Source organism: Bergeyella cardium, assembly GCF_009914665.1.
In the GTDB taxonomy this organism is placed as follows: Bacteria; Bacteroidota; Bacteroidia; order Flavobacteriales; family Weeksellaceae; genus Bergeyella_A; species Bergeyella_A cardium.
Genome location: NZ_CP029149.1, coordinates 60,692 through 80,432, shown reverse-complemented (window position 1 = coordinate 80,432; position 19,741 = coordinate 60,692). Strand labels below are relative to the sequence as shown.

16 protein-coding genes are annotated in these 19,741 nt (G+C 40.4%); 7 read left to right on the top strand and 9 right to left on the bottom strand.

Going from position 1 to position 19,741, the window contains the following annotated elements; translation table 11 throughout:
- The first annotated feature begins 88 nt into the window (after window positions 1-88).
- Both DBX24_RS00355 and DBX24_RS00350 read left to right on the top strand, forming a co-directional pair.
- Complete coding sequence (locus DBX24_RS00355; protein WP_120488853.1) at window positions 89-538, top strand: PepSY-like domain-containing protein; 450 nt, start codon at window positions 89-91, stop codon at window positions 536-538.
- 206 nt (window positions 539-744) lie between these two features.
- The gene (locus tag DBX24_RS00350) at window positions 745-1,215 is read left to right on the top strand and encodes a glucosaminidase domain-containing protein (RefSeq protein ID WP_120488854.1); all 471 of its coding nucleotides are present in this window, start codon (window positions 745-747) and stop codon (window positions 1,213-1,215) included.
- A 60-nt stretch (window positions 1,216-1,275) separates the two neighbouring features.
- Here DBX24_RS00350 and DBX24_RS00345 read toward each other — a convergent pair whose 3' ends face one another.
- The 8 genes from DBX24_RS00345 to DBX24_RS00310 all read right to left on the bottom strand — a co-directional run bounded on the left by DBX24_RS00345 (window position 1,276) and on the right by DBX24_RS00310 (window position 11,337).
- Window positions 1,276-1,605: a translation initiation factor gene (locus tag DBX24_RS00345; protein WP_120488855.1), complete on the bottom strand. Its 330-nt coding sequence runs from the start codon at window positions 1,603-1,605 to the stop codon at window positions 1,276-1,278.
- Window positions 1,606-1,607: 2 nt separating this feature from the next.
- Complete coding sequence (locus DBX24_RS00340; RefSeq protein WP_120488856.1) at window positions 1,608-2,210, bottom strand: DUF4230 domain-containing protein; 603 nt, start codon at window positions 2,208-2,210, stop codon at window positions 1,608-1,610.
- 7 nt (window positions 2,211-2,217) lie between these two features.
- Window positions 2,218-2,757, bottom strand: coding sequence for a thioredoxin (locus DBX24_RS00335; protein ID WP_120488857.1), 540 nt, complete (start codon window positions 2,755-2,757; stop codon window positions 2,218-2,220).
- A 9-nt stretch (window positions 2,758-2,766) separates the two neighbouring features.
- Window positions 2,767-3,231, bottom strand: a complete 465-nt coding sequence (locus tag DBX24_RS00330; RefSeq protein WP_120488858.1) for a pyrophosphohydrolase domain-containing protein — start codon at window positions 3,229-3,231, stop codon at window positions 2,767-2,769.
- Between the two features lie 63 nt (window positions 3,232-3,294).
- Window positions 3,295-3,630, bottom strand: coding sequence for a zinc ribbon domain-containing protein YjdM (locus tag DBX24_RS00325; protein WP_160223609.1), 336 nt, complete (start codon window positions 3,628-3,630; stop codon window positions 3,295-3,297).
- A 230-nt stretch (window positions 3,631-3,860) separates the two neighbouring features.
- A complete protein-coding gene (polA, locus tag DBX24_RS00320; protein WP_160223608.1) occupies window positions 3,861-6,692 on the bottom strand; it encodes a DNA polymerase I in 2,832 nt (943 codons plus the stop codon).
- A 152-nt stretch (window positions 6,693-6,844) separates the two neighbouring features.
- A complete protein-coding gene (locus DBX24_RS00315) occupies window positions 6,845-8,290 on the bottom strand; it encodes a RagB/SusD family nutrient uptake outer membrane protein (RefSeq protein ID WP_160223607.1) in 1,446 nt (481 codons plus the stop codon).
- Window positions 8,291-8,301: 11 nt separating this feature from the next.
- Window positions 8,302-11,337 (bottom strand): SusC/RagA family TonB-linked outer membrane protein, encoded by a 3,036-nt coding sequence (locus DBX24_RS00310; protein WP_160223606.1) that lies wholly within the window; start codon window positions 11,335-11,337, stop codon window positions 8,302-8,304.
- A gap of 477 nt (window positions 11,338-11,814) precedes the next feature.
- Here DBX24_RS00310 and DBX24_RS00305 point away from each other — a divergent pair, with 477 nt between their 5' ends.
- The 4 genes from DBX24_RS00305 to DBX24_RS00290 all read left to right on the top strand — a co-directional run bounded on the left by DBX24_RS00305 (window position 11,815) and on the right by DBX24_RS00290 (window position 17,596).
- Complete coding sequence (locus DBX24_RS00305) at window positions 11,815-14,322, top strand: M1 family metallopeptidase (RefSeq protein WP_160223605.1); 2,508 nt, start codon at window positions 11,815-11,817, stop codon at window positions 14,320-14,322.
- Window positions 14,323-14,484: 162 nt separating this feature from the next.
- Entirely contained in the window at window positions 14,485-15,048 is a 564-nt protein-coding gene (locus DBX24_RS00300; protein WP_160223604.1) for an IS1096 element passenger TnpR family protein, read from the top strand.
- A gap of 463 nt (window positions 15,049-15,511) precedes the next feature.
- Window positions 15,512-16,066 carry a BspA family leucine-rich repeat surface protein gene (locus tag DBX24_RS00295; RefSeq protein ID WP_120488864.1) on the top strand — a complete coding sequence of 185 codons (555 nt, stop codon included), beginning with the start codon at window positions 15,512-15,514 and terminating at the stop codon, window positions 16,064-16,066.
- A 24-nt stretch (window positions 16,067-16,090) separates the two neighbouring features.
- A complete protein-coding gene (locus DBX24_RS00290; protein ID WP_160223603.1) occupies window positions 16,091-17,596 on the top strand; it encodes a BspA family leucine-rich repeat surface protein in 1,506 nt (501 codons plus the stop codon).
- 97 nt (window positions 17,597-17,693) lie between these two features.
- On the opposite strand, the gene DBX24_RS00285 is transcribed toward DBX24_RS00290, so the two are convergent.
- The gene (locus DBX24_RS00285) at window positions 17,694-18,629 is read right to left on the bottom strand and encodes an NAD(P)H-dependent flavin oxidoreductase (protein WP_120488866.1); all 936 of its coding nucleotides are present in this window, start codon (window positions 18,627-18,629) and stop codon (window positions 17,694-17,696) included.
- Between the two features lie 86 nt (window positions 18,630-18,715).
- On the opposite strand from DBX24_RS00285, the gene DBX24_RS00280 reads away from it, so the two are divergent.
- Window positions 18,716-19,729, top strand: a complete 1,014-nt coding sequence (locus DBX24_RS00280; RefSeq protein ID WP_160223602.1) for a nucleoid-associated protein — start codon at window positions 18,716-18,718, stop codon at window positions 19,727-19,729.
- The last annotated feature ends 12 nt before the right edge of the window (window positions 19,730-19,741 follow it).

The window sequence follows — 19,741 nt, the reverse complement described above, 5'->3', positions numbered from 1 at the left end:
TTTATCAATCGAATATCATAAACTTATAAGCCTTCCTAAATCTTTCCCAAATTTGTTTATTTCTTTGCATCAGTAAAATTTTATACAAATGAAGACAAGACAAAGTTTAAAAATGATTTTAGCTGTATTAGCTTTATCAACAGGTGTATTTGCAAAGGCTCAAGATGATGTAGTTATTACTTCCTCTCAGTTGCCAAAGACGGCTCAGGCATTTATTAAAAAGAATTTCAGTAGCCCAATTCTTCAAGCAACGAAGGATTATGACTATGGTATCATCTCTGAGTATCAAGTCTATTTAGAAGACGGTACGAAGTTGGATTTCAATAGAAGTGGCGTTTGGAAGGAGATAGAGAATAAACATATGGGGATTCCTTTCTCAGCAGTGCCAGCAAAGATAGCTGCTTACATTAAACAGAAATTCCCAGGTACAAAAGTCTTAGAAATAGATAAAAAGCGCTATGGTTACAGTGTGAAAATTTCTAATGGTTTGGAATTAGAATTTAGCTCAAGCGGAGCTTTTCTAAGAATTGATGACTAAAACAAGACTTACCAACAAAAGAGTTGAGATACAAAATATCTCAGCTTTTTTATTTTCCCTTTGGCTATATTTTGAGGTATAAATGTTAATTCTTTTAACATCTACCTCCTTGTTTTTCTGACAAAATGGCTGAAACCGCGTTAAAAAGTCTAAAAAGTTTTAGTGAACCTCCTCACAGAGATAGCTTTGCCAGCAAATAATAATGTATGAGACATTTTAAAAATCTTAAAACTGTTGTCATAAGTATTCTTTTGGTTTTGTCTTTCTCCTCAGTAAAGGCACAGAAAAAACACTCGTATATAGAGAAGCATAAAGAGATTGCAGCTCAGCTCTCTCAGGAATATGGAATCCCCAGCACAGTAATATTGGCAGTAGCCTTTGTAGAATCTGGAGGAGGAACGAGTAAAAACTCTCAAATCTTAAACAATCATTTTGGTATTGTGGGAAAAAATACAGTCAATAAATCCAGATACAGAAGTTTTTTATCTACTCAGGACAGTTTCAGGGCGTTTTGCGACCTGCTATCGAGAAAGAAGTATTACCAAAGACTAAAAGGCAACGATGACCACTCCGAATGGGTAAAGGCAATAGCCAAAGCGGGATACTCCACTCAACCACAAGAATGGATGCGAAGGATAAACCTGATGATTAAGAAAATTGAACCACAATTAGACTAATAATTAATCTAAAAAAGAAAAAGAGACAATGTTGATTGTCTCTTTTTTTATAATGTGGGCTTATCCGCCAACTCTTTTGGTTTTATATCCCATATCTTTTAGAATTTGCATTACTTTATCTCGGTTGTCTCCCTGTATAATGATGACGCCATCTTTTTCCGAACCTCCAATTCCCAGCTGGGTTTTGAGTCTTTTTGCAATTGCTTTTAGTTCATCAGTACTACCTTCAAATCCTTCTATAAGGGTTACGGGCTTTCCATTTCTGCCTTTCTTTTCGTACTTACAGATGAGCGGATTGCGCTGTTCAAATACTTCTCTCTCTTCGGGAAGTTCAAAGTCTTCTTCTATATGGTCTGGGAAGAGGTTTTTAAGCTGATCTCTTAAATCCATTGTTATAATTTCAAGGTTTTCGTATCATCTTCTATGCTATATCCGAGGACTTGGGCTAAGACAAATATTTGTTCCAAATTCTCTATAAGCTGCTTTTTACTATTGCTAATGAGCCTTTCCTGATTCACACTTTTGTAGGCTTTGTCTTTAGCACTTTGGGTAATTTTCTTTATTTCCTCTTCGCTGAAACGGCTGAGGAAAGAATCATCCATCGCTTGTATTTCCACACTTGGGAGGATGCGAACCTGTGGCTGTGGGAGCTCGCGAATGATGAGTCGCTTACGAGTAGAATCTACCTCTATATTCATTTTATTGAGGTCGTAGCTTACCTGCACATTGGTTTTGGTAAAGGTGATGATGGATTTCTCCGTACCTGGGATTGTACCTCCGAAGAGCTCTCGGGTGATTTTTGTGCGTTCCATAGAGGAGAAATCCTGCTCTACAACCACCATTTTATTCATCTTTTGAATTTGATTGGTGATGAGGTAGTAATCCGATTTTTCATTTTGACCGCCCTTTATCGTGAAGAAATAAACCGCAAAGGAGACGAGTACCGAGAGCAGAAAGCCCATCAGTAGCCCGTCTTTAAATCTTACTTCTTTCATACTTTATTTATTTTTTGTTGAGTACCTGTACTAAATCCTGCTCCAGCAACCCTGTCTTGGGGTTTCCTACCAGCCTTCCGAGTACCTTGTCATATTTTCTAATGATAATCGTAGGGAGTTGGTGGATGTTATTAGCGGCTTCTTCGCCTGCGGGAGACTCTTTCTTTCGGTTGAGCGCAATGATTTCCAGCTTTGCTTTTGGATATTTCATCACATCTAAAACTTTGATAAGCCTTGAAAACACCCTTTGGCTATCGGTATCCCAAGTACCTATAAATACGCTTATTCGGGTGGAGTTAATCCCTGCTTTTTTTAATGATTTAATAGCTTCCGAGTGGGGAGTATAGTCTGAATACTCCTTTGCAAACCAATCTTTAAAAGGCTCTTTGTGGAACTGGTCAAGGGTCTGCCTGCCGAGGAGTAAAGCTCCGTCTTGCGAAGATTCTACCTGCCGATTCACTACGATTTTCTCACCGAGACAAGAGGTGAGCACCACCGATACGAGCCCTACAACTGCGATTGTTAAAAAGCGTTTCTGCCTCATCATCGGATCTTCTTAGCCTAAGAATTTCTTTAAATCTGCTGGCGAGTAGTTAATGCTCTTCAAGACTTTGTTATCGGCTTTTCGGTGAACATTAAACTTATCTCCCGACTTCTCAGAATAGGCTTCCACGCCTTTATTGGCATAGAATGCTATTGTGGCATCGGCTTCCTCCTGAGTAGTACAGGCTTTGGACATATTGGAGCGCTGCACTTCATCGAACATCTCTACGAATTTCTCGCCCATCCCAAACTCCAGCACCGCTCCGCTGAGCACATACTGCAAGTCGCAGAGGGCATCAGCCACCTCCACAAGGTCATTGTTTTCTATTGCGGCTTTCAGCTCGTCCAGCTCCTCTTGGAGGAGCTTCAGTCTTAGCTCTGCTCTATCAGCAGAGGGGATTTGTGGGGCGTCCAGAATCGGGGCATTAAAGGTCTTGTGAAACGCTGCCACTTGGTTTAGGGCGTCTAATTTTTCCATCTTTCAATAGGTTGGTTTAATGATAAGAAACCACGCCAGGGTAGCTTCAAGGGGTGTTAATACTTATGCTTTCTTTACAAATTCGGATTTAAGAGCCATTGCTCCGAAGCCGTCTATTTTGCAGTCTATATTATGGTCGCTATCGGGTCTCAGGCGTATGTTTTTCACTTTCGTGCCTGCTTTCACGGGTTTTGGGGCTCCTTTTACTGGGAGGTCTTTTACCACGACTACGGAGTCTCCATCTTTCAGTTCGTTTCCGTTAGCGTCAAAGACTTTATCTTCGTTTCCAGCCTCTGCGGGGTCCCACTCGTGGAAGCATTGGGAGCAGACCATCAGGTGGTCTTGTTCGTAGGTGTAGTTGGAGCCACATTTTGGGCAAGTCATAATCGTTTCGCTCATATTTTTTATTTTTCGCAAAAGTACATTTTTTAATTTTAACATAGAGTTAGCTGTAAGCAGTGTATGCTTAACTTCTGGTTATTGGATTTTAGCTTACAAACGAATAGCCAATGATGCTTCATCCTAAAAGTATTCCCCACGCCAGTGAGTGCCTTATCGGCTATGGTGTGTGGGGAGCATTTAGTAATAATTATATCACCTGCAAGGTGTTTTTGGTGCTAAGGGAGGAATTAGTGGGCTTCGAGCCAGTTGTTGCCAATGCCTACCTCTACGAGGAGGGGTACGGTGGTGGGTACGGCGGACTCCATTAGTTGCCTGATGAGGGGAGCTACCACTTCCAGCTCGTCCTCAGGGGCTTCGAAGAGGAGTTCATCGTGTACTTGGAGGAGCATTTGGGTTCTTAAATTCTGCTCGTGGAGGGCTTTATCGATATTAATCATCGCGATTTTAATAATATCGGCAGCGCTCCCTTGTATCGGTGCGTTTACGGCGTTTCTCTCGGCGTGCCCTCTTACGACGGCATTGTTAGAATTGATATCCTTTAGGTGGCGTCTTCGCCCTAAGATGGTTTCTACGAAACCGTTTTGCCTTGCTTTGAGGACTTGCTCGTTCATAAACTCCTTCAGCATTGGGTAGGTCTGGTAGTAGGAGTCTATCATTTGTTTGGCTTCGCTGCGGGAGAGCCCAGTTTGCTCGGATAGGGTGAAGGAGCTTTGCCCGTAGATAATCCCGAAATTGACTGCCTTAGCTTGGCTTCTTTGGGACTTAGTTACATCGGTTATGGGGACTTTGAAGAGTTTGGAGGCGGTAGATGCGTGGATGTCTTCGCCATTCTGGAAGGCTTTAATCATATTATCCTCGCCAGAAACTTCGGCGATGAGCCTGAGCTCGATTTGCGAATAATCGGCGGAGATGATTTTCTTTCCCTTATCGGCTACGAAAGCCCCACGAATCTGCTGCCCCCTGAGGGTTCGGATGGGGATGTTTTGGAGATTAGGGTTGAGGCTGGCGAGGCGTCCAGTGGCCGCTGTGGTTTGTGAGAAATGGGTGTGCACCCTTCCGTCTTTGGGCTGAATCTCCTGCGGGAGGGCGTCTACATAGGTAGATTTCAGTTTCTGATAGGTTCGGTACTCGAGGATATGCCCGATGATGGTGTGCTTTCCAGCGAGCTTTTGCAAGACTTCTTCGGAGGTGGAGTATTGCCCTGTTTTGGTTTTCCTCGCTTTTGGGTCAAGGTGGAGCTTAGCGAAAAGGATATCGCCGAGCTGCTTAGGGGAGTTGATATTAAACTCCTCCCGAGAGAGGGCGAAAATCTTCTTTTCAAGCTCTCGGAGGTCGTTTTCTAAATCGAGGCTCTCTTTGGATAGCCAGTCGGTATCCAATGCTACCCCTGCAAGCTCCATCTTTGCCAAGACTTTCATCAGGGGCATTTCTACATTATAGAAGAGGCTTTCGAGGTTCTCCTTTTTGAGCTGTGGGGCGAACTTCTCGTAGAGCTGAAAAGTGATGTCTGCATCTTCGGCGGCATAGTTGGTTTGCTGCTCGAGGCTCACAGATCTGAGGGTTTTCTGGTTTTTGCCCTTCTTCCCGATGAGGCTCTCGATGGGGATAGGCGTGTAGCTGAGGTAAATCTCCGAGAGGTAATCCATACCGTGCCTGCCGTCAGGGTTTAGGAGGTAGTGGGCAATCATTGTATCAAAGCAATTTCCTCTGATGCTGATGCCGTATTGGGTAAGGACTTTTAAATCATACTTGAAGTTATGAGCGATTTTAAGGATATCTTGCTTTTCAAAAAAAGGTTTGAAGATTTGCAAGGTCTCCAACGCTTTTTCTCTGTCCTCCGCAAGGGGGATGTAGTAGGCGAGCCCTTTCTGGTAGGAGAAGCTAAGCCCGATGAGCTCTGCTTCCAGCTCGTTGAGCGAAGTGGTTTCGGTATCAAAGACTACCGCCTTTTGCTTGAGGAGATTCTCTACTAATATCTGCTGCGCTTTGGGCGTATTTACGAACTGATAAAGGTGGTCGGTATTCTCTATCGTAGCTTTATTGGTAATGAGGAATTCCTGCTCTTCGGCTTCAAAATCCGCAAAGAGGTCGAGCTGTCTTGTGAGCCCCGTAGGTAGTTTTTGTGCGGGTTCTGGGTTTTTAGGTTTAGCCTTCTCCATATTCAAAGGCTCGTTAAATGCTCTGTACAGGTTTTCGTATAATCGTTTGAATTCAATTTCATCAAATATCTTCTGGATTTTCTCAAAGTTTGGCTTTTCTACATCGTATTTCTCCTGTTCAAAGTCTATTGGCACATCGCAAATAATCGTTGCTAATTTTTTGGAGAGTAGTCCTTGCTCAGCGCTGGCTTCTATTTTTTGCCTTAGCTTACCCTGAATTTTTGAGGTGTTTGCGATCAGGCTTTCAATAGAACCGAACTGCTGAACAAATTTAAGGGCAGTCTTCTCTCCCACCCCTTGCAGACCAGGGATATTATCCACCGCATCACCCATCATTGCGAGAATGTCTATCACTTGTTTAGGATGCTTGATGCCATACTTTGCCTTGACTTCCGCTATGCCGATAATCTCAACATCTCCACCCTTTGATGCGGGTTTATAGATTTTAATATTATTGGTTACGAGCTGACCAAAATCTTTATCAGGGGTAACCATAAAGACAGTGTAGCCCTCCTTTTCTGCTTTATGGGCGACTGTCCCTATCACATCATCTGCCTCATAGCCTTCTACTCCTAGAATGGGGATTTTCATTGCCTCTAAAATTCTCTGGATATAGGGTACACCTATTTTTATTGCCTCTGGAGTTTCGCTTCTGTGGGCTTTATACTCGGGGAATTCCTGTGTTCGTATATTCTCTTTTCCTACATCAAAAACTACGGCAAGGTGGCTTGGCTTCTCTCTTTTGATAAGGTCAATAAGGGAATTTGTAAAGCCAAATATCGCTGATACATCAAGCCCTTTGGAGGTGATTCTCGGGTTTCTGATAAGGCCATAATAGCCTCGGAAAATCATTGCATACGCATCAATGAGGAAGAGTCTTTTATCGGATGAATTTGCCATTTTCTCGGTTTAAACAGGGCTCAAAGGTAGCAAAAATTATATCGGAAGTATAAGGATTGCAGATTTTAAAATTTTTCTTTCATCAGTATGGAGAAAAGAAAAGTACCAAAGAACTTAATCTTTGATACCTTCCTAATATGAGGGTTAATTAATTATAAATTAGGGTTGTTATTAACTTCCTGTTGAGGGATTTCAAGAGTGAGCTTGCCATCATTGTGAGCGAATGATGCACCGCCATGGAATTGATGATTTCTTGCTCTGGTAATGGTTGCTTTGTTTCGCTTCATAGCTAAGTAACTCTTACCTTCGCCCCAGAATTCAATTCTTGTTTGGAGATAGATTTCATCTGTAAGCCCGGTTCCTGTGAGACCATCTATATAAGACACATCAGCAATTTTTATGTATTTATCATTGCCATTGTTTAAGAAATTTTTCAGGATTTGTTTAGCTTGGGCTTCTTTACCCTGTTTAGCAAGAGCTTCGGCAGCCAGCAGGTGAAATTCATCTACACGCATATAGACATAGTCATCAGTAACGATTCTTTGTCCGCCAATTTTCCTTGCAGCTTTAGCCGCAGTATTATAAAATTTCCCTGTAGCGAAGTACTTGAAGTTTTTATAAGTACCGTTAAATTGCTCTTTTCTGATGTCATCGGTATGGATGGAATTATACAAGCCTTCGTCCATAGTTTTAAAATCGCCTACAGAAGCATAGCTATAAGTATAGAGGTCAACCTGTCCCCACCAGCTAATGAGGTCTAAACCGTTTTCTGTTGTGATGTCAAAACCCCACATCCAACTTGGATTTGTTGCCAAGTTATTAAATCCACCTAATAAATTCTCTCTTGTGGTAATGTTTAATCCACTATTGTTAATGATATCCATAGACAGTTCTTCAACTTTAGCATAATTATCCATAGCGGCATAGACATAGGCAAGGAGTCCTTTGGCTACATATTTATCTATCATACCTTTATGTGCTCTATCAAAATTATCAAGCAGGGTAATGGCCTCGGTAAGGTCATCTATAATTAGTTGATATACCTGTGCTTGGGTAGATTTTGGTTGAGATTCCTGTGCCGGATTTGTATAGATAGGGATTGCCTTTTCGTTAGGAGCATATTCCTTATTATAGAGTTGCATTAGATAGAAATAGGCATAGGCTCTTAGTGCTTTTGTTTGTCCTATAATGTGCTTATCAGTGTCACTATTACCATCTATATTTGTTAAAATATCATTGGCGCCTATAATTACTCTGTAATAATATCTCCAAGGGATATAATTAAAATCATCGGTAAAATCTTCTGTGGCACTGAGATTGGCAAGTCTTAGATATCTGTTATAACTATTTTTAGCTAATGCCATATCTGAAGATAGTAAATCCATAATAATATCATTGCCTTTTTGTCCAAAATCTTCGTGTCTGGTTGTACCGCCGGTTCTATCCATTACCATCATCACATATAAGCCATTAAGTTTATATTCGTTAGGTGCATTAGGAATTGTTTCCGTAGGTGAAGTATCCAAAAAATCTTCATTGCAAGATATGAGTGATAAAGTTGTAGCTATTGATAAGGCTACTATTACTAATTTTTTCATTTTAATTCATTTTAGAAGTTAGCTTTTATTCCTATTGTAAAAGTAGATAGAGGTGCATATGCATATCTACTGGATTCTCCATTCTCCGAAGTAGAAGGGTTGAAGCCTTTTCTCTTAGACTTTATCCAAAGATTATCACCAGATAAGGATATGGTAAGCCCATCAAGGCCAGTCCCTCTTAGAAAATCTCTATCAAATGTATAAGCTATATTAACATTATTTAGTATGAAATAATCTGTTTTTGTAAGGAAACGAGAAGACTGATTAGAGAAATTTCTATCACCACGATTGGAGTTGGACAATCTTGGTACATTAGTGATATCACCGGGTTTTTGCCATCTGTTGTGAATGTCTTTATGCCAGTTTGCATTTCCAGCAGTAGGGTTGGTCATAAAGGTAGCATAGGAGTAGTCTATTGCATAGCCACCAATGCTGTAAAGCATTTGAGCTCCTAATGAGATATTTTTATATCCTACCGATAGATTAATCCCTCCTCTTAGATCTGGTATTGCAGATTTGCCTATGAATTTCTGAGTGGCATCTGCATAGGACTCAGTAAGGGTTTGACTGATTACAGCGCCAGGATTGTTTTGTTGATATTCATAAAGGGAGTTTATCGCTTCATCTCCTGTATCATATACTCCGTTTTTATTTACATCTACATAATGCATCGTCCATTGTGCAGCACCTGTATTGGGGTTTACACCAGCCCATTCTCTTAGATAGTAGTCGTATATAGAGTAGCCTTGTGCTCTACCAAACCCAGATTCTGATAAATCAATGACTTTAGGTCTTCCTGTTACAGGGTCAATCGGCATTTTTGTAAGCTTATTTCTCAAGATTTCTCCATTTACAGATAAATCCAAGTAGAAATCATCTTTTTTAATAATATGCCCAATGAGGTTAAATTCTATACCTTGATTTACGAGTGCTCCACCATTGGTTTTTTCAATAGCATTACCTTGAGAAGGAGCGAGCCTTCGGTCAAATATTAAGTTATCGGTTGTTTTATTATAATAATCTATACTTCCTTCTAATCTTTTGTTTTTAAAGATTGAGAAATCCAGACCTGTTTGGAATATTCTCGATTTCTCCCAAGTAAGGTCTTTATATCCTTTTCTATTGTAAGAAGCACTTGGCGCATCCATAAAGTTTCCGATGTCATAAACATCATATCCAGGATAGTAGCCTACACCTGCCTGGTCTCCTACGGTACCATAGCTTGCTTTGAGCTTCATATTAGAGAAGAAAGAGTTCTCTTTCAGGAAATTTTCTTTTGTTAGTACCCAACCTAAACCAAGGGAGTAGAATGTACCCCATTTATGCGTACTAAACCTTGATGAACCATCTCGTCTAACAGATGCAGATGCTAAGTATTTGTTTTGATAGTCATAGCTAACAGAACCGAAGAAACTCTCCAGCTTGTAATTTTCTATATAAGAGTTAAGCGCAACGGTTTTAATAGCATTATTAAACTCTCCGGTATAAGGGTCTACTAATCCTGTTTTGTCTCCTCCAAGATATTTGTATTCGTAATCATTAGCCTCGTGAGCTGCGAATGCTTCCAATCCGTGATTTCCGAATTTGTTTTTATATCTTAATAATTGTAGGAAATTCCAGGTAAATGCTTCGTGCTTTATTTTAGATATTGATCCTCCTGAAGATGCCATACTACCATAGTAAGGGTTTTTATAATTGTCTCTACTATTATTAAAGTATTGACCGCTCAAGCGAGTTTCAAAGGTTAAATGCTTTGTAATATCTGCTTCTAAATTAAGGCTTGCATTCAGTTCATGCTTAGTATTGGTAAGCTTGTCATAGGTGGCATCTGCTATCGCATTGGTACCGAAACCAAAGTTCCTACCATTGTAGCCATAGTCGTATATATATCCTCCTAATGTAGTTTCAGGGATTCTGTTTCCATTGGCGTCCCTTAAGAAAAGAGGGTAGATGGAAGGAATGCTGTCAGAGAACCAGAATACACTTCCAGAGTCTGAAGTCTGTCCATTGTTTTGAGATTTTGTAAAAGCATATCCCATATTATAGGTTCCTCTTAACCAGTTTTTGGGTTGGAATCCTAAATTGAGCCTCGTAGAATATCTCTCAAAATTGGAGTTTATAGAGTAGCCGCCATCTTTTAAGTAACCAAAACTTGTATAGTAAGTAGTTTTATCGCTACCACCGCTCATACTAAGATTATGTTCTGTTCTTAGAGCTGGTTTATAAGCATAGTCTTGCCAGTTTTCTGGAGTGTATTTTCTGGTTACACCGTTTCTTACTTGTCGGGTAACAGGGTCTATTAAATCTTTACCTTCCACATTCCATAGATTATATAAAGGTGTTATACCATAATCACTGAATAGGATATTATTAGCATATTCTTCAGCGGTTCCAAAACCATACTGAGCTAATATAGCAGGGTTGATTTTTCCTTGATTATAAAGACCTTCCCAAACTAATGAAATGTATTCTTCTGGAGATTTTATTACTTCGTAGCGAGGAAGTAAGGAAAGGTTCATCCCTATTTTAGATTCAAACTGTATGCTTGAGCGATTAGCTCTCCCTTTTTTTGTATTGATAACTACAACACCATTGGCCCCTCTTGCACCGTAGATAGAGGTTGCCGTTGCATCTTTTAAGATGGTCATAGTAGCAATATCATCTGGATTGATTACAGAGATGTTCCCCTCGTATGGCATACCGTCTAAGATGTAGAGAGGGTCTCTATTACCATTTACCGAGCCGAAACCTCTAACCCTAATTTTAGCCGAAGTACCTGGTTGTCCAGTAGTATTAATCACTCTTACCCCTGCTGCTTCTCCAGCAAGAGCCTGAGAAACGTTAGACACAGCTTTGTTGTCAATAGACTTTGTGTTGATCTGAGTAGCTGTACCCACGAACTCATTTCTGTTCACTTTGCTATACCCTACGAGAACCAATTCATCTATGTCTCTTACGGTATCCTTTTTTACTTTTTGTGCCGTAGCTACTTGGCTCCCGAGGAAGAAAAGCACTCCAGCACTCAGTACATTAAAATTTAACCTCATATCAATTAAGTTTTTGTTGTGACAAATATGTTAATAAATATTAAACCTTGCAAGTTTTTATTAAAATATTGTTTATTTAATTAAATAAATAAGGTAAAAATGTGTATATTTTAATATTTGTGAAAATTTAAAAATATAATGATATTTTTGAGAATAAAGTAAGAGCTCATATAAAAAGGACTTAAGGTATTCGTAATTTTAATCTATGTATTTTTTGTTTTATTCAAAGGAGAAAAATCTTGTTATAACTAAGATTTTTAACATTTTACTATACTGAAATTTTATTCTGTTTGAGATGTTTTATGATTTATTCAAGAGATTTTTTTCCAAAAAAAGAGAGATGGATAAAGCAAAATGGAAAATTTTAATTCGGATAGAGGGAAAATATAACTTTATATTGATTAGTGAAAAGCTCTGAATGGGAGAAAAATTTAATCCAAATTTCCTTACATTTGCTCGCATTATATATCAAATAGAATGAAAAAGATTTTTATCACCGTACTGGCACTCGGTGTTTTTTTTAGTGCCAATCATCTGAATGCGCAGACCGAGACTTCAGGGAGAGAGAGCCTATACCGAGCTACACACACAAAGACCACAGAGCTGAAACACACAAAGCTGAAAGTAAGTTTTGATTACGAAAAAGAACAGATGAAGGGAGAGGAATGGCTCACCGCATCGCCGTATTTCTATCCTGCGGATTCGTTGGTGCTCAATGCAAAAGCAATGCTCATACACGAAGTAGCCCTTGATAAAAAGGGGAAGAAGTCTCCATTGAAATACGATTATAAGGATGATATTCTCAAAATCAATCTCGATAAAACCTACAACAGAAATGAGGATTATACTCTATATATAAGATATACCGCCCGCCCGAATGAGGTAAAAGGTGAGGGAGATGCTGCTATTAAAGATAATAAGGGCTTGTATTTCATCAATGCACAGGGGAAAGATTCTCAGAAGCCCATCCAAATTTGGACGCAGGGAGAGACCGAAGCCAATTCGGTATGGTTTCCTACTATTGATAAACCCAACCAAAAGACTACACAGGAGCTCTTCATCACTGTGCCAGAGCAGTATGTTACCCTCTCTAATGGTATCCTGAAATCATCTACCAAAGAAAGTGGTGGGCTTAGGACAGACCATTGGGTAATGGATAAAAAACACGCACCCTACCTCTTCTTTATGGGAGTGGGGGACTATGCCGTAGTGAAGGATAAATGGCGAAATATTGATGTGGATTATTATGTGGAGAAAGAGTATGAGCCTTATGCAAAGGATATTTTTGGGCTTACCCCAGAGATGATTGAGTTTTTCTCTAAGAGGGTGAATTATGACTTCCCTTGGGCGAAGTACTCCCAGATTGTAGGACGAGACTTTGTAAGTGGTGCAATGGAAAATACCACAGCGGTAATCCACAGTGAGATGGCAAATCAGAAAGAAGGAGACCTGATAGATGAAAACCGTTGGGAAGCAGTGATTGCCCACGAGCTCTTCCACCACTGGTTCGGAGATTTGGTAACTACCGAGAGTTGGAGCAACCTTACCGTAAATGAATCCTTTGCTAATTACTCAGAATACCTGTGGTACGAGTATAAGTATGGCAAAGACAGGGCAGACTACCATTTGATGGATTCCGTAGGAGGCTACATTCACAATCCGGCGAATTTTAATAAACATTTGGTTCGTTTTGATTATAAATCTCGAGGTGATATGTTTGATGCCGTGAGCTACAATAAGGGAGGAGCCATCCTCCATATGCTGAGGAATTATCTTGGAGATGAAGCTTTCTTTGCTGGCATTACCGATTATCTTAAAACCAATGAATACAGTACTGGGGAGGCGCATCAGCTTCGTTTATCTATGGAGAAAATCAGTGGTAAAGATCTCAACTGGTTTTTCAATCAGTGGTATTTCGGTAGTGGGAATCCTAAGCTCAGCTACTCCTATTCTTATGAGCCTGTGAAGAAAGAAATCATCGTTAGTATTCATCAAAATGAGGAATTGCCTTTTCAGTTCCCTCTCAGCATAGATATCTTTGAAGCTGGGAAGCCTAAGAGGGTTAAAGTCTGGGTAGAAGCAAAGCAAAAGAACAATTTCTCGTTCTCGGTAACTAAAAAACCAGACTTCCTCAACCTAAACCCTGATGGAATTCTCCTTGCACAGATTACTGAAGATAAAACCCCAGAACAGTACCTCGCACAATATACCCAAACTAAGGATTTTCATAGTAGATATAATGCAGTGAAGGCAGTGGGTGAGCTATCTACCAAGAATGATGCAGCTTTAAAGACATTGGCCTCTGCACTCAAAGACCCGTTTTTCAGAATAAGGATGAAGGCGTTATCAAGTCTGGACTTATCCGATGCTAAACAGGCAAAAATCCTCCTCTCGGAAGTGGAGAAGCTCGCTTCCAAAGACCCTAAAACGCTGGTTCAGGCAGCGGCTATTTCAGCATTGGCTAAAACTAAAAATACTAAATACCTTCCTCTATTTGAGAAAGGGATAAATGCGGTTTCTAATGCGGTAAAAAGCTCATCACTGGCAGCTATTGCCTCTTTGGAACCCCAAAAAGTAGTAGGTATATTAGACAGGGTAGAGCTGACCAATGCCTCTGAGGATACCATTATAAAACTTCTCCCTATTATCGTGGAGCACAAGGTAGCAAAGCACAGGGAGGCTATCGGAAGTATGGTTGCTTTTTATCCGTTTATCAAGTTTCAAAATCCAGAGCTTGGGGCTACTGCTGAAGCAGGATTTAACTGGATTATGGAGTCCGATGACTTGCCGGCTACCCAGTCCATCACCAAAGTCCTCTCCCAGATAAAAGGAGAGATAGATAATCCACAGGTAAAAATGATGATTATCGATATGCTGAAAGAGGGATTGCAAAGAAAGATGCAGGTTCTTAGAAATCATCCGAACAGCCTAACGCTCAATACTCAGATTGATATCTTAAAGGAGACGATAGACGCTTATAAATAGAAAATCAAGTGTCCTAAAAACAATGAACAAACGCCCTATTAATGGGCGTTTTTTTAGAATGAAAAAACATTTATCCTTTTTTGTGGTAAAAATTTTTTCGATTTATCAATTGTTTTATATTTGCACCCAAATCAACCAGAAGAAAAGCAATTAAAGAAGAAGATGGTATATAAGATTCGAGTTATTTTAGATACTAAAGAAGACATTTTTAGAGACATTGAGATTAAAGGTAAGCAGACGCTCTGGAATCTGCATTTGGGAATTAAAAGTGCATTCAGTCTGCAAGGTGAGGAGCTCTCTGCTTTCAATCTTTTGGAGGAAGACGGTACTGTCGTAAAATCTGTTCCGCTTGAAGATATGAGCGATGATGGTGAGGGTGAGATAATGTCTGATATCTATATAGATGAGGCATTCGAGCAGGTGGGCGACAAGGCGCAGTTCCAATACGGTTTCCTCGATCTATGGGAGTTTTTCTGCGAACTTATTGCGATTGAAGACGAAAAGCCGTCCGTAAATTACCCTATCACCGTGTATAGATTTGGTAATGCACCGCTGAAAGCACCTGCTAAAACAAATGGTGTTGCGGCTAAGAAACCAAAATCCGCAGTCTTGGAAGATGAGTTCAGTTTTGAGGAGCATTTTACTGCTGATTTTTCAGATGAAGATGATTCTTTTGATGATGATGAAGATACAGGCTACGGAGACGACCTCTTTGATGACGAATAAATTTTAAAAAGATATCTCATAATATGGCTTCCGAACCCCAATCTTGGGGTTCGGAAGCTTTTTTTTCTGCCTAATTTATCTATCATTTGGGTCAGAGACCCCATCGTTTAGGTTAAAAACGCGAACGATTAGGTTAAAAAGCCCGTTGTTTAGGTTGGTTACCGTATTCAATTAGGTTCTTAACCTAAAATTTTAGGTTAGGAACCAGGAGATTTAGGTCAATAACCTAAAATATGACAAAAAACAGCTGTTTTTTTTATTAAATTAATAATTTGAGGTGCTACATTTGCCGAGTTTGTGGGTAGAGTAGCCCCTTTTCATTCTTACGAAAAACTCACTTGCTGATTTAAATGAGGAGAGGAGGCTTAGAAAGAGATAGGCTGTTCTGCTAAAAATAAATTTAACAGGGAGAAAACCGAAAAATCCCAATAAAAACCGAGTAATATTTCTTAAATGATAAATTATGAAAAGAATTTCAATTGTATTTGCATTACTAATCTCTCTAATAGTATATGCACAGAGGCCTTTTATAGGCAAGTGGGAAACTACAGATGGTAAAATTATTCTGCCCACAAGAGGAGATTTTGATTATACCTATCAGAAAGAGAATGACCCGAGCATTACGGGCTCTGGAAAAGGTACTTATGCTAAAAATGTAATTGATGTAAGTGAAGCTGGGGCGTATATTATCTCCATCACACCTAAAATTAGCCTCGCTTTTGATTATGGCAAAAGTAATGTGCTCCCCTCAGAAAGAGCCCAGTTTAAAGAACTAAAACAGTGGGGAGATGTAGTCTGGATGATGGTTATATTGGGTAGCTTTAGCGGTTGCTCTGAGCTTAAAGTAACTGCTACAGATGTCCCTAACCTCTCTGAGGTAAACTTTATGCTTGAAATGTTTAAAAACTGTACCTCCATTACCGAAATCCCGAATCTAAACCAATGGAATCTCAGTACAGTTAGGAATATGAACTTTATGTTTGAAGGAGCTTCTTCTTTCAACCAAGATATTTCTTAGCTGAATGTGAGCAATGCGAAAGAAATGAATGGACTGCTCAAAGGAGCAACTGCCTTTAATCAAAACTTAGGGAGCTGGATAATAAAGGGAGGAGCGCTTCTTAATGATATTTTTAGCGACTCGGGGATGGACTGTGTAAATTACAGCAATACCCTGAAAGGCTGGGCAGGAAACCCTAAGATGGGGAAATTTGTAAGGCTCTCCTCTAATATTAAGTACGATAAAAGTGCAGCTACTTCTAGAAAAAGCCTTATAGATACAAATGGTTGGTATATTTCTGATGATATAGAGGTGTCTAACTGCGCACCCGTTGCCCTACCTTTCTCAGGTGTATGGCAGGCAACAGCCGATGGGAAGATTACTCTACCAACAGATGGTGCAGACTTTACCTATGAGTATAAAAAGATAGGAGACGATACTAAAACAGGCTCTGGAAGTGGGAGCAAAGGCAAAACAATTATAGATACAGGAGATTCGGGCGAATATCTCATCACCATAACTCCTTCCGATGGCTTTGCCTTTTTCTATGGAGATAAGGACATTACCCAAGAGATAAGGGCTCAGTTTAAGGAATTACGACAATGGGGAGGAGGGAAATGGCTTAGCAATTTGGCAAGTAGCTTTTCTGGGTGTTCTAACCTTAAAATAACAGCTACCGATATCCCCAACTTCTCTGCTGTAACCAATATGAACCATATGTTCAAAGACTGCTCCTCAATAGAAACTATACCGAATATATACCTATGGGATGTAGGAAGTGTTACTTCCTTAGCAGGTATGTTTAAAGATGCTAAGGAATTTAATACCGCACTTTCTAACTGGAATGTGGGTGAAGTCAGCAGTATGAATTCTATGTTTGAAGGAGCTACTAAATTCAACCAAGATATCTCCAGCTGGGTCGTAAGTGAGGTTACCGATATGGAGTCTATGTTTTCAGGGGCAGCAGCATTTAACCAAGATATCTCTGGCTGGAATGTGAGCAAGGTTAGCGATATGCAGTATATGTTCTCCAATGCTACTGCCTTTAATCAAAACTTAGGCGCTTGGCTTATAAAAGAAGATGATGCCTCCCTTACGGATATTTTTACAAACTCAGGAATGGACTGTAAGAATTACAGCAATACCCTAAAAGGCTGGGCAGAGAATCCTAACATAGGTCAATATGTTAGCCTCTCATCTAATCGTAAATACGGTGTAGGAGCAGAGGTGTATAGAGATAAACTTATGAATGATAAGAAATGGAGCATCTCTGGCGATACCTTTGACCCATCTTGCAATCCAGGTCTCTCCACAGAGGATATCACTCGGGCTAAAACAAAAATCTTCGTCCTCAATCCTGTAAAAGACCATCTGCATATCCAAGGTCTTTCAGGTATTACCAGCATAGAGGTGTATAACCTCAGCGGTCAGCTTGTGAAAATCCTCTTCCATACGGATAGAGACCTCACCGACCTCACCAAAGGAACCTATATCCTTAAAATCAATACTCCCAATGTGAGCATTACAGAGAAGATAATTGTAGGCTTCTAGCTTATGGCTATTAGCTATTAGCCAGAAGCTAAAAGCTAGAAGCCAGCTACGGTGCCCACTAGCGTGGGGAGCAATTGTTTTCTAAGTGCCTCACCGGCTACGGTGCTACGGTGTATTGGGTGAGGAGGTTTTGGAAGACTTGTTTTACGGGGAGGATTTCATTGATAAGAGCGGAGGATTGCCCGATTTCGAGCTCGCCATTGTCTAAATCTCCTTCAAACATTCCTTTTTTTGCTCTTGCTCTGCCGAGGAGCTGGTCTAGGGCTTCGGCATCTCGCCCTTTGTTGTAGAGTTCTTCGAGTTCGTAGAAGAATTTATTTTTTACGAGGCGTGCAGGTGCGAGCTCTTTTAGGGTGAGGAAGGTATCTCCTTCTTGTAGGGTGGTGATTTTTTGTTTCCAGTTTTCATCAGCGCTAGCTTCTGTGGTGGCAGCGAAGAGGGAACCGATTTGTACTCCTTCGGCCCCGAGAACCATTACGGCCTTCATCTGTGAGCCAAGGGCTATTCCTCCTGCGGCTATCAGGGGTTTAGAGGTATGTTTTCTCACATTGGGAATCAGGCAGAGGGTGGTAGTTTCGTCTCTACCGTTGTGCCCACCGGCTTCAAAGCCTTCGGCAACTATGGCATCTACGCCTGCTTCTTCGCATTTTATAGCAAATTTGGTTGAAGAGACCACATGAGCTACGGTTATCCCTTCCTTTTGGAGCATCTCGGTGTAGAGTTTTGGGCTTCCTGCGGAGGTGAAGACGATTTTTACCTTTTCTTCTAATATAATGTTGATGAGCTCCTGTATATCGGGGTAGAACATTGGGATATTCACTCCGAAAGGTTTTTGTGTAGCGGCTTTGCACTTCTGTACTTGTTCTCGGAATACATCGGGGTACATACTGCCGGCACCCAAGAGCCCGAGCCCACCGTTATTAGACACTGCTGATGCCAGTTGCCACCCCGAATGCCAGACCATTCCGCCTTGTATGATGGGGTATTTTATCCCGAAGAGTTGGGAAACTCTGCTTTGTTCTAATGCTTGCATATTCTTAATTTTAGGGGTAAAGATAGGTATTTATTTCTATTGGTAGTCGTCTTTTCATTACCTTTGTCTGCCTTAATAAATAGATTATGTTTTCAAAGATTATTGCACATAAAGTGGGGAATAAAGTCAATCAAGATTCTTTGATTCTCTCTCAAGATGAAATTAACCTTTCCGAGGATATGAATGAGCTGCTGACGGATTATCTGCTCAAGTCTTTTAAGTCTCCCGAGCAGTTTCAGTTTTATAGTGATTCTTACCTTGCGAATAATCCAGTCTATGCTTCGGTTGCAGAGATTTTTGAGGATAATTCTAAGTTCGTACAAGAGTCTGAGAATATTGCTAAGCACCTCTACGAGATTACCGAGAACCCAAGAATACCCAATGGAGAGCTCTTTATCGTCTATATAGAAGGGGAGGAGACCGAGTTTGGGAAGATTGACCAAATTGGGATTTTCAAGACCGAGAGAAAGGAGCCTTTCCTTAAAATATATCCAGAGGGCACGAGTATGGAGCTGGAAAAGGACTATGGCATCGGGCTTTCAAAGATTGATAAAGCAGCACTCATCTACAATAATAATAAGGAGGAAGGCTATGTGGTATCCGTAGTAGATAATAATAAAAACGGTGATTTGTACTATTGGTTTGAGGACTTCCTAAAAGTGAAACAAAGGGAAGATGATTACTTCCAGACTCAGGAAACGCTCTCTCTGTATAAGGATTTCATCACCAATGAGCTTCCGAAGGAGTTTCAGGTTTCAAAAGCTGACCAAGCGGATTTCCTCAACCGCTCGATTAATTTCTTTAAGGAGAAAGACCAGTTTAACCTCGATCAGTTTACGAATGAAGTGCTGGAAGATGCTAATGTGATAGAGAATTTCATCAATTATAAAACCGATTGGGAGCAGGATATGCAGGTATCCATAGCAGAGGAATTCCCCATTAGCGAGCCTGCCGTAAAAAAGCAGAGCCGAGGTTTTAAGAGCATCATCAAGCTCGATAAAAACTTCCATATCTACATCCACGGAGACCGGCAGAAAATAGAGCAGGGCGAAGATGATAAAGGGAAATTCTACCGTCTCTATTATGATGATGAGAGGTAAATCCGATAATAA